Here is a 16,482-nt window from a genome sequence, read left to right as displayed (position 1 = left end):
TGCTCTCATACGTGTCAACAAAATCTAACATTTTTCTACATTAAATATCGAACATTTACAAAAAACACAATCAAAGTATTCGTATTCTAAAGAGTACCTCTAAATGTAAGCCCTTTCTTTACTGCTGAGTATAGTATATAACAAAAACACTATATAAAAAAGCCTAATTGTAAAAACAATTAGGCTTTTTTTAAGAACTTTTTTCTTGTACATCATTAATGAGCACTTCTCTTGGTTTACTACCTTCATATGGACCTACTACACCATTCATTTCCATTGCATCAATTAGACGAGCAGCTCGCGTATAACCTACTCTAAACCTACGTTGCAGCATAGAAACAGATGCTGTTTGCATTTCCACTACAAGTTGAACTGCTTCATCGTATAATTCATCTTCTACTTCCTGCTTTGTATCAGGAACATCTTGCGGAATCATATCTTCTTGATATTGCGCTTTTTGCTGTCCAATAACATATTCTACAACTCTCTCAACTTCATCATCTGATAAAAATGCACCTTGTACACGTACAGGTTTCGATGCACCAATTGGTATAAACAGCATATCTCCACGACCTAACAGCTTCTCTGCACCACCACCGTCAAGAATTGTGCGAGAATCCGTTTGAGAAGATACAGCGAATGCAATACGTGATGGTATATTCGCTTTAATAACACCTGTAATAACATCAACCGATGGACGCTGCGTCGCAATAATTAAATGAATACCAGCAGCACGAGCCATTTGCGCGAGACGCATAATCGCATCCTCTACATCAGACGAAGCAACCATCATTAAATCCGCTAACTCGTCCACAATGACTACAATATACGGTAATTCGGGTTGTTTCGCTTCTGATTGACTATTATGTTCTTTAATATGGTCATTATAACCTTCAATGTTACGCGTACCACTATGAGCAAATAATTCATAACGACGTTCCATCTCACTCACAACTTTTTTCAATGCTTGCGATGCTTTTTTCGGATCAGTTACAACTGGCGTTAACAAATGAGGTACACCGTTATATACATTTAACTCTACCATTTTCGGGTCAATCATCATTAATTTCACTTCATGTGGTTTTGCACGCATTAAAATACTAACAATAATACCGTTAATACATACACTTTTCCCGCTACCTGTCGCACCAGCTACGAGTAAATGGGGCATTTTATTTAAACGAGCTAATACAGCTTCACCTGTAATATCCCGTCCAAGACCAATTAACAACTTCTCTTCCGGATGATTATTAGCCTTAGAATCAAGAACTTCCCTCAGCGTTACCATCGAAACTTCTGAGTTCGGAACTTCGATCCCTACAGCTGATTTCCCGGGAATTGGCGCTTCAATACGAATGTCCTTTGCAGCTAAAGCAAGCGCTAAATCATCACTTAAACTGACAATTTTGCTTACCTTTACCCCCATATCAGGATACACTTCATATTTTGTAACTGCAGGACCTCTATGTACTTTTGTTACTTTCGCTTTCACACCGAAACTTTGGAATGTACGTTCTAATTTTCGAGCATTCTCATAAATTTCAGCATTTTCATTTGTAACTTGCTTATTCTTTGGAAATTTCAATATATCAAGTGAAGGAAGCTTGTAATCTTTATTTTCTACATTTGAAAATTGCATAGGAGGTGCTTGTGCTTCACTCTCTAACGATTCAACGATTTTTTCCCCACGCTTTTTCTTTGGTTCTTCAATTGGTGGAGTCTCTTCAATAGACGGCGAAGTTATCAAATCTTCTTGCTCTACTTCGATTCGTTTATCCTCTTCTTCATTTACAGGATAATTCTCAGTGAAATTTGAAATAATTGGCGGATCAATTTGAATTTCTTCCATCGGCTCAATAACTTCTTCTTGTTCTGCAACACGTTTGCTTCTTGTACTTCTTGTTGTTTTTTTCTTTTCTGTTTGTTCAGCCGTTCTTTTGGATCTCCAATCTTTATAATCCCCTTGCATCACTTGAAATTGACTTCTAAGAATTCTACCAACTGGAGCTAACACTTCTCCAATATGTTTATTTGTTATACAAAGTACCCCAAGAATAACTAAAATAATTCCAATGATATAGGCTCCTACTTCGTCGAATAAGAAGTAACATGTCGCGAACATAAGCGCACCAAACATACCACCGCCTAAATGAACGCTATCTGGCCCCTTTTTCATTTCAAGAAAGAAGTTATCTTTCGTACTCACAATCACAGAAGTATTTTGCACTGCTCCATCTTTTGTAAGAAGGTTAAATAATGTAATATGACTAAACATTAATATCGCCAATACAATTAAATAAAATCCAATTAACCGTTTATTTAAAAGGTTCGGCCATCCGCGTTTTATAACAAAGGAAATCGATAGAGCTATTACACCTAACACACCAATTATGTACCACTCACCAAAGAAGAAGCGAAAAAATAACACAAACGATTTCCCTACAACGCCTAGCTGCAAAATCGTAATGATTGAAAGTGCAAAAAGAGTTAAACCGACGATTTCATAATACAAAGTTGGCTTTATCGTACGTCTTGCCTTTGCCTTCGTCCCTCTTTGCTTTTGTTTTGCCATTTCTTCACCTCGTGTTCTACATATAAGTAAAGCTCCCTTAAAAACGCTCTACTTATATGTCTGTTTTCTCTATTTTTCAGGTCTTTATATCTTCTATTTTTACACTTCTTGTAAAATGCTAAATAAACAGAAGAAAGCAGCCTACTCATGGCTGCTCAACCGTCTTGTTTTTTATATTATACCATAGCTCCTAAACAAAATCCTTCTTTTTGCTAAAAGGTTATTTTCTGACCAGGCTCAAATTCTAAGTAGTGAAGTGGGTTCGTACTGAGCACACGTACAATAGAATAATACCCATGTTCCTCTTCAGAAACCATTAATTCTACACCATTTATATTTACAACTTTTTGACTTTCACATAGTGAATAATCGGCCGGATACACAAGTTGCTCTGGCATAATTGTATATAAAATCATTGTAGCATTGTCCCTTCTGCACTATCTTCCGCGCGAACATCTATTAATTCGTTTAATTTTCGAATCGCATTTCCAATACCACCAACATCATCTATAAGACCGTACTTTACTGCATCCCCACCAATTACATTCGTCCCAATATCTCGCGTTAAATTCCCTTTCGCAAACATAAGCTCTTTAAAACGATCTTCTGTTACTTTCGAGTGCTTCGTCACAAAACGAATGACTCTTTCCTGCATTTTATCCAAATACTCAAATGTTTGTGGCACACCTATGACAAGACCTGTTAAACGAATGGGATGAATTGTCATCGTTGCAGTTTCCGCAATAAACGAATAGTCAGTAGAAACGGCAATCGGTACACCTATGGAATGTCCCCCACCTAAAACTAAAGATACTGTTGGTTTTGAAAGTGAAGCTACCATTTCAGAAATTGCTAGCCCAGCTTCAACGTCACCTCCAACTGTATTTAATATTAAAAGCAAACCTTCAATTTTCGGATTTTGTTCAATCGCAACAATTTGCGGAATGATATGCTCGTATTTTGTTGTTTTATTTTGCGGTGGTAATTGAACATGACCTTCCACTTGTCCAATAATCGTTAAACAATGAATACGTGATTCATTCATCTGTGGTACATTTGTCTGTCCAAGCTGTTGAATTTTTTCTACTATTGAAGCCTCTTTTCCAGCTTCTTTTGGCTCAGCTTCTTTTTCTTCATTTGTATATCGTTCACGTTCTGTCATTTCGCATCCCCTTTCACTCGTATATAACTATTATTTCTTAAGTTATAAATTTCATTCGATAGGGTTAAAAAGAAAAAAAAATCACCCATAAGGGTGATCTTTTTTATACTTCCATAATAATCGGTAAAATCATAGGTTTTCTCTTTGTCTCTTCGTACAAGAACTGTCCTAATAATTCACGAATATTTTGTTTTAACATTGACCATTCAATTGAATATTCTTTAATTGACTGCTCAACAATCATACGTACAATCTCTGTAGATCGTTCAATTAACGCTTCTGATTCACGAACATATACGAAACCACGTGAAATGATTTCTGGACCAGAGATAATTTTCTTTTCATCTTTACCAAGCGTTACAACAACTACTAATATCCCATCTTGAGATAGCATCTTTCTATCTCGAAGAACGATATTACCAACGTCACCTACACCTAGTCCATCAATTAAAACATTACCAGCTTGTACTTTACCAACTAAATTCGCTTCATCGTCACCAAAAGCAATTACATCGCCTTTTTCTACGATAAAGATATTTTCTCTTGTAATACCTACATCTTCAGCTAAATATGCATGTGCTTTTTGCATACGGAACTCACCATGTACGGGTACAAAGTACTTCGGTTTCATTAAATTCAACATTAATTTTAATTCTTCTTGGCTACCGTGACCTGAAACGTGAACTTTTCTTTCGCCGTAATAAACAACTTCAGCTCCAGCTCTAAATAACAAATCAATAATTTTTGATACAGATATTTCATTACCCGGAATTGGCGAAGCAGCAATGATAACAGTATCACCTTTACGAATTGAAATTTGTTTATGTGCTTGTTTTGCCATTCTAGATAGAGCAGCCATCGGTTCACCTTGACTACCTGTTGTTAAAATAGCTACCTTTTTCTCTGGGAAGTTGTCTACTTCTTGTAATGAAATAACCATACCTTCTGGAACATCTAAATAACCAAGACGTCTTGCAATGTCTACTACTTTCACCATACTACGTCCTACTACTGCTACTTTTCGCCCTGTTTCGGCTGCTGCATCAAATACTTGTTGAATACGATGTACATTCGATGCAAATGAAGCAACGATAATACGACCTTCTGCGCCGTAGAACACTTTAGAAATTTCTACACCAACTTCTTTTTCTGAACCTGTATACCCTGGACGCTCTGCATTTGTACTATCAGATAATAGGCAAAGTACACCTTCATTTCCGATTTGCGCCATTTTCCCAAGATCTGCTCCACTATTTCCAATTGGAGTTTGATCGAATTTAAAGTCTCCCGTATATACGACTGCACCTTTTGATGTATGGAAACAAACGCCAACAGAATCCGGAATACTATGTGTCGTTCCGAAGAATGACACTGTTGTAGTGTTAAACTCTACCGTTGAGTTTGAATCGATTGTTTTTAGGTCTACACGGCCTAACATGCCCGCCTCACCAAGTTTTTCTTGTATAAGCCCTACTGTTAATTTCGTTGCATAGACTGGAATAGATAATTTACGAAGTACATACACAATTCCACCAATATGATCTTCATGACCGTGAGTAATAAATAAACCCTTTACTCGCTCTTGATTTTCCACTAAATATGTAATATCAGGAATAACGATATCAATTCCAAACATTTCATCTCCCGGGAACATTAACCCCGCATCTACGATAAAGATTTCAGAATCAATTTCAACACAGTACATGTTTTTCCCGATTTCACCTACTCCACCAAGAGCAAATACTTTAACAGACTCATTCTCTTTTCTCTTCATGTTGTTGCCTGGTTTAAAAATCTTGCAAACACTGATTTCACTAAAATTGCAGAGACACCAGGGGAAACTCTACAACCACCATATTTTCACCGTCCAAGACGAATGTCCTTACCGTTATGCGATATCATGTCCTTGTTTATTTTTAAACCAGGTTTCACCTCTCTTTCATTATATAAATCAAATATCTTATTCGATATGATATGAAAATTTAATTAAATTATAATTTTTCCCAATTTTGCTAAGCATACCCGTACTAAGCTACTTAGCCATATTATACCTGATACAAGAAATAGAACACAAGTTAAATCGTGCGAAAGAAAAAGTAAAAGAAAGGAACAGCACTAAAAGTATATGGCTTATTTCCGCTGCTTTTATACTCCATGTTATTTGGAAAAAACTACCCTAAATACTTTAAATTACTTTCATTTGATGGATTTCCTAGATTTTTTTCTTGAATTGCACAAAAACACTTATAAAATGAAGCTTTTTTATAGATTACGTCATATTTGAGGCAATTCCTATAAAAACATAACCGAAAGTATTTTCTGTACTAGCAACTACTTTTCAACAAAATTAAAGATGTAAGATCCTTTTCTTATAAACATTGCATTACATGACAAAAAGCTATGAATTACAAAATCCCGCTAAAAATTTAATAAGGTTAAATTTTTAGCGGGATTTGACAGTCACTATCGAGAACAAGAGGTTGAAACAAAATTAACGAAAGGACCATATCATACTTTAGCCAGTAGAGAACGCGTAGCGTAATATACTCGTTTTCAACATAAAATATTTTCTATATAGGGTCATATACAGACGAGAAAGGCGAGCCTAAAATCATTTTACAAAAGATTTACATTAAAACAGATTCAAACATTTTCATATCAATAAAAAAATGACCTAGTTCCACACTAGGTCATTTTTATTAACGAGGAATAGATTGCATTACAGATTGTAACGTTACTCTTTCTTCTTCTGTTAATGGAAGAAGTGGTAAACGTACAGAACCTACATCTAATCCAACCATTTGTAACGCTGTTTTTACTGGAGTTGGACTTGGCGCCATAAATAACGAATCAGTTACTCTTACAAGTAATTGATGTAATTTTTGTGCCTTCTTAAACTCTCCTGCTTGAAATGCTGTAATCATTTCTTGCATTTCGTTTCCGATGACATGAGATGCTACCGAAACGATACCTTTCGCTCCAACTGCCATAGCCGGTAACGTTAAACCGTCATCACCGCTGTATACCGCAAAGTCGTCCGCTGTTTTTTCAATGATTTCTGTCATTGTTAACACATCGCCGCCGGCATCTTTAATAGCAACAATGTTTTCTATTTCTGATAAACGAACAACTGTATCAACGGAGATTTGTACAATAGATCGTCCTGGAACGTTATATAGCATAACCGGAAGCGGCGTGCTTTCAGCAATTGCCTTAAAATGCTGATACATTCCTTCTTGACTCGGCTTGTTATAATACGGTGCTACTAGCATTACTGCATCCACACCAACTTCTGTTGCCTTTTTAGTCAAATCAATAGAAGCATGCGTATTATTGCTACCTGTTCCAGCGATTACGGGCACTCTTTTATCGACAACAGATACGACATGGCGATATAACGCTACTTTCTCTTCTGAAGTTAATGTAGGAGATTCGCCTGTCGTTCCTCCTACCACGATTGCTGTTGTACCGTTATCAATTAAATAATTTACCAATTTCGTTGTCTTCGCAAAATCGATATTACCGTTTATATCAAACGGTGTTACCATCGCAGTTGCAATTGTCCCAAAATCTATCATGGTCTCACTCCTTATTGTTCCAGTTGCTTTTCTTTTGAAAGCTCAAACGCACTATGTAATGCATTTACAGCCTCCACTAAATCAGTTTCTTTTACAAGAACCCAAATTGTTGTATGACTATCTGCCGATTGCAGGATTTGAATACCTTTTTCTGCTAAAGCTGTAACGATTTTCGCAGTAACCCCTGGGTATCCTGCCATTCCAGCTCCAACGATAGATACTTTCGCACAATGCTCTGTCACAATTGGCTCATATCCAAGGTTCTTTAATAATTTAACTGCATGACTTGATACATTATCACTCACCGTATATGCTACGCCAGTAGGTGAAATGTTAATTAAATCGACACTGATTCCTTCGTTCGCCATTTCTTTAAACACATGTTGCTGCAAATCATATGCCGTTTCTTTTGCAAGCACTTTAATTTGCGTTACGTTTGATACGTGGGCAATACCTGTAACAGGACGTTCTTCTACATCACGACCTCTTGTAGCACCGTCATATGCTGAAATAAGCGTACCTTCACTCTCAGAATACGTAGAACGTACACGAAGCGGTACTTTTGCATGCATCGCAATTTCAACTGCACGTGGATGAACGACTTTCGCACCTTGATAAGCCATGTTACAAATTTCGTTATACGTTACAGTTTGAAGATGACGTGCATCTTTTACAATACGAGGATCCGCAGTCATAACACCTTCTACATCAGTGAATATATCGATGTATTCAGCATGAAGCGCAACACCTAATGCTGAAGCTGAAGTATCGCTACCTCCGCGTCCAAGTGTTGTCGTATCACCTTTTTTCGTTTGCCCTTGGAATCCTGTAACGACGATTACATCTACATTTTCTAACTCTTCATGTATACGATCGCAATTCATTTCAATAATCTTTGCATTCGTAAAGTCATCATTCGTTACAAAACCAGCTTGTGCACCATTTAATGCTGCTGCTTTTATACCGTTCTCATTCAACATATTAGAGAAAACAATTGCAGAGATTAACTCTCCGCACGATAATAATAAATCTTGCTCACGTTTAGAAATAGTAGATTCCTCTTGATTTACAAGACTTAATAACGTATCCGTTGCATATGGTTCACCTTTACGACCCATAGCAGATACGACAGTAACTACTTTATAACCAGCAGCTAATGATTTTTTTATATGATGAAGCGCATGCTTACGTCCATTGTCATCACGTACTGATGTGCCACCAAATTTTTGAACAATTATTTTCATATTTTGCACCTTCTCTTAGCCGTTTACACTAATTGTAATTTTACTAAGCGCTCTGCAATTTGAACAGAATTCCATGCAGCGCCTTTTAATAAGTTATCAGATACGACCCAAAGATGGAATCCTTTATCGTTATTTAAATCTTTACGGATTCTTCCAACGAATACTTCGTTTTTACCTACTGCAGTAGCTGGCATTGGATATAACTGCTCTTCTGGATTATCTTGCAGAACAATACCTTCCGCATTTGCAAGTAAGCTCTTTAATTCTGCTACTGTTACGCCTTCTTTTTCTACTTCGATGTAAACAGACTCAGAGTGTCCTGATACAACTGGTAAACGTACACATGTTGCCGCTACTTCTAATTCAGGCATATGCATAATTTTTTTCGTTTCATTAATCATTTTCATTTCTTCAAACGTAAATCCATTATCTTGGAACTTATCAATCTGTGGAATCGCATTAAAAGCAATTTGGAAATGCTTCTTATCGCCTGATACAGGAAGAACATTTGCCTTAACTTCTTCGCCATTTAAGATTGCTTGTGATTGTTCATGAAGTTCTTCAATAGCTGCCGCACCAGCACCTGATACAGCTTGATATGTGGAAACGATTACTCGTTTTAAACCATATTGCTGACGAACTGGCTCAAGAGCTACTACCATTTGAATTGTAGAACAGTTTGGATTTGCAATAATACCATTATGTTCTTTTAAGTCGTTTTCATTTACTTCAGGTACAACAAGTGGCACGTTTTCTGTCATACGGAATGCACTTGTATTATCAACAACAATCGCACCGCGTTTTGCTGCTTCTGGCGCTAATTGTTTCGATACAGATCCACCAGCACTAAATAGTGCGATATCTACTCCTTCAAAGCTTTCAGGAGTTGCCTCTTGAACTGTAAATTCTTCGCCTTTAAATACAAGTTTCTTACCTGCAGATCGTTTAGATGAAAGTAACGTTAATTTCCCGATTGGAAATTCTCGTTTCTCTAAAGTATTTAACATTTGTTCACCAACTGCGCCGGTTGCTCCAACTACAGCGACATGAAAAGTTTTTTGCTTTTCCATCACTATGCCCCTTTCTAGATACCAATCCTTCTATAACTTAGAATCAGAAGGAGTATACAATACCCCTTCTAATCTTAATAACGTTAATTTTATCATATTCTACAGTAAGAATGATGGTTTCATCAAAAATTGTCCGTTTTTTTCGTTTTTTAATTCATATATCTGAATTTTTCTACGACCACCGGTTGCAATTGCTTTCCTTGCAGCGCTTCTAATACTGTATCTTCCAGTAACTCCATACGAGCTACCATTGAGTTCGGTTTTTTCTCTGGCGCATCTTGACCAAATGGGACGAAGTAGATGTTTTTTGTGGCCATTAGGCGCATGAGATTTACCCCATTTAATCCTAAAGCATCATTCGTCGAAACTGCCAATACGACAGGCTTGCCATTTCTTAGCGTCGCTTTTGCTGCCATTAGTACTGGAGAATCTGTCATTGCATTTGCAAATTTACTCATAGAATTTCCTGTTAAAGGAGCGATTACCATGCAGTCTAATGGAATTTTAGGTCCAAGTGGCTCTGCTCCAACAATTGAATTAATTGCTTTAAAACCTGTTATTTCTTCAATTTTCTTAATCCACTCTGCTCCTTCTCCAAATCTAGTATTTGTTGATTGAACAGTGTATGAAACAACGGGACGTACTTCTGCCCCTTCAGCAATTAATTTTTCTAAGTGCGGCATAACTTCCTCATACGTACAATGTGAACCCGTAAATCCGAAACCAATTCGTTTCCCCTTCAAACTCATTTCTTTTCCTCCTCCTTTGCAATTGCATCTGCTGCTAATAACTGAGAAAGAACATTTGCTAAAATTTGCCCAGCCGTTTTGGGAGCAACAATACCTGGTAATCCAGGTGCTAGCAACGCTTTGACTCCTCTTTTTTCCGCATATCTAAAGTCAGTACCGCCTGGTTTAGAGGCTAAATCAATCACTAACGTATGAGCTGGCATTTTTGCAATAACATTCGCTGTTACAACGAGGTGCGGAATTGTATTGATTACAATATCGATATTTCCTACTTCTTTCTCTATGTCTTGCATATGAAAAGGAGAAAACATCATTTCTGTAATACGTGCAATATGTTCAGATCGTCTTGCTCCAACTTTGACATGGGCTCCTAATGATTGAAATGCTCTCGCAACACTCATTCCTGTTCTACCAAATCCTAGAACCATTACATTGGACCCATGAATTGTATAGTCGGTATGTTGAATTACCATCATTAATGTACCTTCTACAGTTGGAATAGAATTGTATATTGCCACATCATCACGATCAAATAATTTAACAAGTTTTCGGTTCGTAGTAGATACGAGATTTTCCAAGTAAGGTGTACCAATACCCGAATATATAGTAAAGTGTTCTGGTGTATTTTCAATTTGTTCTTTCGTTATTGAAACTTTTTCATTTGAAAAAATAGTATCTACTTCTCCTTTAGCATTTGTACCTGCAACCGGCAAAATAATTGCGTCTACAGAAGTGAAATCTAAATTTTGTATACTTTCTTTTGCTGCCCCTGTGAAACCATGATCTAACTGATCAAACCCTATCAAAGAAAGTTTCGCATCCAATTCAACTAGCTTACGAATTACTTCTAGCTGCCTTGCATCTCCTCCTATGACAGCAATATGCATCTCAGTCAACATTCCCTAATTCACCTTCTTTTTCTGTCATTTATAAGAAAAGTGCCTACTTTTTCTTTTTCCTCCACATCATATGTAATGTACGAGTTTATGGTGATTGAAAATCCAAATGCACATATGATTTATCAGGTTTCTATGTAGATACAAAAAAAGATGACCAAAATGGCCATCCTTCACTCCGAATTTGAACGATCTATACTATCACAAAGAAGCATATCATGTCCGACTTTCTTTATTTGACTCCATGCCACCCTTATTTCTTGTGGTTCCTTTTTAAAACCTCCCCACTTCCCTACAGGTATTATAAGTGTTTGTATTTGTCCGTCTTTCTCATTAATCTCTAAATCCATATAACCTAAGACTCCCATTTTTTCCGCTTTTTCTATATCTACAACCTCTTTACCACTTAATTCACTTAATCGCATACATACTCCACTCCCCCTACTTAATTTTTCATTTGTATTGTCTATAATTAGTACCTATTCTATATGTATAAAAAAATAACCTTCTCTCATTTAAAAAGAGAGAAGGTTATTATCAGATACATCATAAAAATCGATTATAGTTTTATTCCTTTTGGAAGTTTTCCATCTGGACTAATAAGTGCCGCAGAGAATTCATCAGTAAACATGTTGCGAATTAATCCGTCCACATTTTCTTTTGTTACAGTGTTTACACTTTCAATAATCTCATCAAGTGAACGATGTTTACGAAGAAGCAATTCATTTTTACCGTTACGGCTCATACGGCTATTTGTACTTTCTAAACTTAACATTAAGTTTCCTTTTAATTGCTCTTTACTATTCATAAGCTCTTTTTCTGTAATACCTGTATTTTTCAATGTCTCTAATGTTTCTTGCATTGTTTCATACAGTGTATCTAATTGTTGGCTACCTGTTCCACCGTAAAGTGTTAACATGCCTGTATCTTCATAAGAAGAGTGGTAAGAAAATACCGAGTAAGCTAATCCACGTTGCTCACGTACTTCTTGGAATAAACGGCTACTCATGCTACCGCCTAAAACATTATTTAATACAATTAAGTTATAAATATCTTCGTGTCCCATTTGTAAGCCTTTATATCCTAGACATAAATGAGCTTGTTCCGTTTCCTTTTTACGGGCTACCTTATTGAAATGGAAAATTGGGCTATGTACTTGTTCACGGTTTGTTGTTCCTTCATAACTACCGAAATATTGCTCCACTGTTTGTAAAAATGCTTCATCAATATTTCCTGCAACTGATACAACTACATTTTCAGGTGTGTAATGATCTTTTATATATTGACGTAACGTATCACCTGTAAACGTATTAAGCGTTTCTTCTGTTCCTAAAATAGGATATCCAAGTGGATGCGTTTCATATGTTGCTTTCGTTAACATATCATGCACAATATCATCTGGCGCATCTTCGTACATTTTAATTTCTTCACATACGACATTCTTCTCTTTTTTCAGTTCTTCCTCATCAAATGTTGAATTAAAGAACATATCTGCTAAAACATCTAAAGCATATTTAGCATGCTCATCTAATACTTTTGCATAGTAACAAGTATATTCTTTTGAAGTAAATGCATTCACTTGACCACCAATGCTATCAAATGATTCTGCAATCTCTCGTGCACTACGTGTTTCTGTCCCTTTAAAGAACATATGCTCTAAAAAGTGAGAAATCCCATTATTTTTTTCATTTTCATTTCTTGATCCCGCATGGATCCAAATACCAATTGCAACCGATCTTACAGTTGGTATATTCTCCATAACTATTCTTACACCATTTTTACAAGTATATTTTTTAATCAAAAACTTTCCTCCTACTGCCAGTTTCTCTAAATAAAACGCTATTATTTAATGATAACAAGTTTAAGGATGAATGTCATGCAAATGTATTTAATCCACACGTTTTTCATCCAGTAATTCAGTTATATTCCCCACTTTATATCCTTGTTCCTTCAATTTTGTAATCATTGTTTCTAAAGCCTCTGCTGTAGACGAAGTAGGATGCATTAATATGATAGCACCTGGATGTATTTTTCTCATTACTCTCTGCAATAGTACATCCGGCTCAGGTCGCTTCCAATCAATCGTATCTACAGTCCACATAATCGTTCCCATTTGAAAATCATCTGCAATCTTTACGACTTCATCTCGAAAGCTTCCACTCGGCGGGGCAAACCATCTTACTTTTTGATTCGTTGCTACTTCTATCATTCGATTTGTTTTTTGTAACTGATCTCGTATTTCATCTGACGATAACGTTTTCATATTAGGGTGTGTGTATGAGTGATTTCCAACTTCTTGTTTTGCATCGACAATCATTTTTGCAAACCGCAAATTTTCTTTCACCCAACGTCCTTCTAAAAAGAAAGTGGCCTTCACATCATGCTTTTTCAAGATTTCTAATATGCGAGGCAAATACTCATTTCCCCATGCCACATTTATTGTTAATCCTACCATCTTTTTATTTGGATGCCCTCTATAAATTGGAGCTGGTGATAAATCTTCCAAATGAACACTCGGTGAGACTTCTTTGAATTCAAGATATTTTTGATCAAATTCCTTTAGCTTCTTCATATTATTATACGATGCTTCAATATCCACTTGTCTTCCATTATATCCAGGTGTTGCCTTCCATATTTTATCAATCATCGCATTTTGAGGTGCAATCTCATACTGTTTTGCATGCTTTTGAATTTCTTTATGCAAGTTATCTTGTGCAAAAACAGAATAAGAGCCTAAACTGACATATAAAGAAAATATACATATGTATGCCAATATACGAACTTTCATATAAACCCTCCCAAATTAGCTATATAAAAACATTTTCTTCTTATCTTTGTTAATTTGAGCGTTATAATGAAAACTATACCTATACCGACATAAAAATATATGAACATCATGTTTTTTACATAACAAAAAAAGCCAGTTTAACTGGCTTTTACTTATTGCTGCTCTTGTTTGTTTTCTTCTTTAGCAGCTTCTTTTTCTTGCTCTTCTTTTAGCAATACTTTTCTAGATAGATTTACGCGACCTTGCTTGTCAATCTCGATAACTTTAACTGTAATTACATCACCGATTTTCACAACGTCTTCTACTTTACCTACACGCTCAAGTGCAAGTTCAGAAATATGAACTAATCCATCTTTACCGCTGAATAATTCAACGAAAGCACCAAATTTCTCAACACGCTTCACTTTTCCTTCGTAGATCTCACCTACTTGTACTTCGCGAACGATATCTTCGATAATCTTCTTAGCTTTGTCGTTCATTTCTTGATTTATTGATGAAATGAATACTGTACCATCTTGCTCGATGTCAATTTTAACGCCAGTTTCTTCAATAATTTTATTGATTTGTTTACCGCTTGGTCCAATAACGTCACGGATTTTATCTGGGTTAATTGTCATTGTAATAATCTTTGGAGCGTAAGCTGATAATTCAGTACGTGGCTCTGCAATAACAGATAACATATGATTTAGAATGTGCACACGACCAATTTTCGCTTGTTGTAATGCCTCTTCTAAAATCTCACGTGATAAACCATCGATTTTAATGTCCATTTGCAGTGCAGTTACACCTTGTGCTGTACCTGCTACTTTAAAGTCCATATCACCTAAATGATCTTCCATACCTTGAATATCAGATAAAATTGTGTAATGCTCACCAGATTTAACTAGACCCATTGCAATACCTGCAACTGGAGCTTTAAGTGGAACACCCGCATCCATCATTGCTAAAGTACTACCACAAATACTTGCTTGTGAAGTAGAACCATTTGATTCTAATACTTCAGATACAAGGCGTACTGTGTATGGGAAATCTTTTTCAGATGGAATTACAGGCTCAAGTGCGCGCTCTCCTAGTGCACCATGACCAATTTCACGACGACCTGGTCCACGCATCGGTCTTGTTTCACCAACACTAAATGATGGGAAATTGTAATGGTGCATAAAGCGTTTTGATTCTTCTACACCAAGACCATCTAAAATTTGCACATCGCCTAATGCACCTAATGTACAAATACTTAATGCTTGTGTTTGTCCACGTGTGAATAAACCAGAACCGTGTGTACGAGATAAAATACCAACCTCTGATGCTAAAGGACGGATTTCGTCACCTTTACGGCCATCTGGGCGGATTTTTTCAACTGTAATAAGACGACGTACTTCTTCTTTTACAATTTTATATAAAATCTCATTTACTTGTCCTAATGTATCAGCGTCAGCTTCCTCAGCTTCGTAATGCTCAATTACACGCTTTTTCACTTCGTTAATTGCATCTTCACGTGCATGTTTCTCATGTACTTGAATTGCAGAATGCATATCCTTCTCAGCCATTTCACGTACAGCTTGATTAAGATCAGCGTCAACTTCATAAAGTTTCACTTCTGATTTCTCTTTACCTACAGCTTGTACAATCTCTTCTTGGAATGCAATTAAACGTTTAATTTCGTCATGACCAAACATAATTGCTTCTAACATTGTTTCTTCAGGCACTTGATCTGCTCCTGCTTCAACCATGTTAATCGCATCTTTCGTACCAGCTACAACTAAGTGGATATCACTTTGTTCTTGCTGTTCTACTGTTGGATTAATAACGAATTCGCCATTAATACGACCAACTGTCGCACCAGCGATTGGACCTTCAAATGGAATATCTGAAATCGATAACGCTAATGAAGAACCAAGCATAGCTGCCATTTCAGAAGAACAATCTTGATCAACACTCATTACAATGCTGACAACTTGTACTTCGTTACGGAAACCATCTGCGAATAGCGGACGAATTGGACGGTCGATTAAACGACTTGCCAAAATTGCTTTTTCACTTGGACGACCTTCACGCTTAATAAAACCGCCAGGAATTTTTCCGACTGCATATAAACGCTCTTCATAGTTTACTGTAAGTGGGAAAAAATCTACATTTTTAGCTTCTTTTGATGCAGTTGCTGTAGATAGAACCGCTGTATCGCCATATCTTACTAATACTGCTCCGTTCGCTTGTTTTGCAAGCTGACCAGTTTCAACTGTTAGCTGGCGACCAGCTAAATCTATCGAGAAGACTTGCTTTTCTTGACTCATTTAAGTACCCCTCTCAATTTAAAGTATTCAATTCTTCTATGTAAATGGATAGTATATCACAATATTCTACCTCTAGTATTGCCTAAAATTAAGTAAGCTATAAAGCGTAGAAGATATATTTTTACCTAACAA

Annotated in this window: 13 protein-coding genes; all 13 read right to left on the bottom strand. The window is 36.4% G+C overall.

Features of this window, described 5'->3' with window-relative positions:
* Window positions 1-190: 190 nt before the first annotated feature.
* Window positions 191-2,572, bottom strand: a complete 2,382-nt coding sequence (locus ACODS7_RS01820; RefSeq protein WP_016080547.1) for a DNA translocase FtsK — start codon at window positions 2,570-2,572, stop codon at window positions 191-193.
* A gap of 212 nt (window positions 2,573-2,784) precedes the next feature.
* The gene (locus ACODS7_RS01815; RefSeq protein ID WP_016080546.1) at window positions 2,785-2,988 is read right to left on the bottom strand and encodes a YlzJ-like family protein; all 204 of its coding nucleotides are present in this window, start codon (window positions 2,986-2,988) and stop codon (window positions 2,785-2,787) included.
* Complete coding sequence (gene tepA, locus ACODS7_RS01810; RefSeq protein WP_016080545.1) at window positions 2,985-3,734, bottom strand: translocation-enhancing protein TepA; 750 nt, start codon at window positions 3,732-3,734, stop codon at window positions 2,985-2,987. The genes ACODS7_RS01815 and tepA overlap by 4 nt, the downstream gene beginning before the upstream one ends.
* Window positions 3,735-3,837: 103 nt before the next feature.
* On the bottom strand, window positions 3,838-5,508 hold the full coding sequence (locus ACODS7_RS01805; RefSeq protein ID WP_000823096.1) for a ribonuclease J: 1,671 nt from the start codon (window positions 5,506-5,508) through the stop codon (window positions 3,838-3,840).
* A gap of 925 nt (window positions 5,509-6,433) precedes the next feature.
* Entirely contained in the window at window positions 6,434-7,312 is an 879-nt protein-coding gene (gene dapA / locus ACODS7_RS01800) for a 4-hydroxy-tetrahydrodipicolinate synthase (RefSeq protein ID WP_000564763.1), read from the bottom strand.
* A gap of 11 nt (window positions 7,313-7,323) precedes the next feature.
* Window positions 7,324-8,556: an aspartate kinase gene (dapG, locus tag ACODS7_RS01795; RefSeq protein WP_000692456.1), complete on the bottom strand. Its 1,233-nt coding sequence runs from the start codon at window positions 8,554-8,556 to the stop codon at window positions 7,324-7,326.
* A 23-nt stretch (window positions 8,557-8,579) separates the two neighbouring features.
* Window positions 8,580-9,626 (bottom strand): aspartate-semialdehyde dehydrogenase, encoded by a 1,047-nt coding sequence (gene asd / locus ACODS7_RS01790; RefSeq protein ID WP_016080543.1) that lies wholly within the window; start codon window positions 9,624-9,626, stop codon window positions 8,580-8,582.
* A 149-nt stretch (window positions 9,627-9,775) separates the two neighbouring features.
* Entirely contained in the window at window positions 9,776-10,375 is a 600-nt protein-coding gene (gene dpaB / locus ACODS7_RS01785; RefSeq protein WP_000053596.1) for a dipicolinate synthase subunit B, read from the bottom strand.
* Window positions 10,372-11,274 carry a dipicolinic acid synthetase subunit A gene (dpaA, locus tag ACODS7_RS01780; RefSeq protein ID WP_000954735.1) on the bottom strand — a complete coding sequence of 301 codons (903 nt, stop codon included), beginning with the start codon at window positions 11,272-11,274 and terminating at the stop codon, window positions 10,372-10,374. Before dpaA ends, dpaB begins: the two co-directional genes overlap by 4 nt.
* A gap of 170 nt (window positions 11,275-11,444) precedes the next feature.
* On the bottom strand, window positions 11,445-11,696 hold the full coding sequence (locus ACODS7_RS01775) for a YlmC/YmxH family sporulation protein (RefSeq protein WP_016080542.1): 252 nt from the start codon (window positions 11,694-11,696) through the stop codon (window positions 11,445-11,447).
* Window positions 11,697-11,830: 134 nt separating this feature from the next.
* Window positions 11,831-13,072, bottom strand: a complete 1,242-nt coding sequence (locus ACODS7_RS01770) for a M16 family metallopeptidase (RefSeq protein WP_000593001.1) — start codon at window positions 13,070-13,072, stop codon at window positions 11,831-11,833.
* A gap of 87 nt (window positions 13,073-13,159) precedes the next feature.
* Window positions 13,160-14,059 carry a polysaccharide deacetylase family protein gene (locus ACODS7_RS01765; RefSeq protein WP_016080541.1) on the bottom strand — a complete coding sequence of 300 codons (900 nt, stop codon included), beginning with the start codon at window positions 14,057-14,059 and terminating at the stop codon, window positions 13,160-13,162.
* Between the two features lie 152 nt (window positions 14,060-14,211).
* The gene (gene pnp, locus ACODS7_RS01760; RefSeq protein ID WP_000076745.1) at window positions 14,212-16,350 is read right to left on the bottom strand and encodes a polyribonucleotide nucleotidyltransferase; all 2,139 of its coding nucleotides are present in this window, start codon (window positions 16,348-16,350) and stop codon (window positions 14,212-14,214) included.
* Between the last annotated feature and the right edge of the window lie 132 nt (window positions 16,351-16,482).

It is taken from the genome of Bacillus sp. FG16 (assembly GCF_057809515.1).
The sequence above is the reverse complement of the archived record's forward strand: the minus strand, read 5'-3'. Positions and strand labels throughout refer to the sequence as shown.

Coding starts and splice junctions, on each gene's coding strand:
- ACODS7_RS01765 (WP_016080541.1), bottom strand. CDS start 14,059: ATGAAAGTTCGTATATTGGCATACATATGTATATTTTCTTTATATGTC.
- tepA (WP_016080545.1), bottom strand. CDS start 3,734: ATGACAGAACGTGAACGATATACAAATGAAGAAAAAGAAGCTGAGCCA.
- ACODS7_RS01805 (WP_000823096.1), bottom strand. CDS start 5,508: ATGAAGAGAAAAGAGAATGAGTCTGTTAAAGTATTTGCTCTTGGTGGA.
- dpaA (WP_000954735.1), bottom strand. CDS start 11,274: ATGTTGACTGAGATGCATATTGCTGTCATAGGAGGAGATGCAAGGCAG.
- dapA (WP_000564763.1), bottom strand. CDS start 7,312: ATGATAGATTTTGGGACAATTGCAACTGCGATGGTAACACCGTTTGAT.
- dpaB (WP_000053596.1), bottom strand. CDS start 10,375: ATGAGTTTGAAGGGGAAACGAATTGGTTTCGGATTTACGGGTTCACAT.
- ACODS7_RS01815 (WP_016080546.1), bottom strand. CDS start 2,988: ATGATTTTATATACAATTATGCCAGAGCAACTTGTGTATCCGGCCGAT.
- pnp (WP_000076745.1), bottom strand. CDS start 16,350: ATGAGTCAAGAAAAGCAAGTCTTCTCGATAGATTTAGCTGGTCGCCAG.
- dapG (WP_000692456.1), bottom strand. CDS start 8,556: ATGAAAATAATTGTTCAAAAATTTGGTGGCACATCAGTACGTGATGAC.
- asd (WP_016080543.1), bottom strand. CDS start 9,626: ATGGAAAAGCAAAAAACTTTTCATGTCGCTGTAGTTGGAGCAACCGGC.
- ACODS7_RS01820 (WP_016080547.1), bottom strand. CDS start 2,572: ATGGCAAAACAAAAGCAAAGAGGGACGAAGGCAAAGGCAAGACGTACG.
- ACODS7_RS01775 (WP_016080542.1), bottom strand. CDS start 11,696: ATGCGATTAAGTGAATTAAGTGGTAAAGAGGTTGTAGATATAGAAAAA.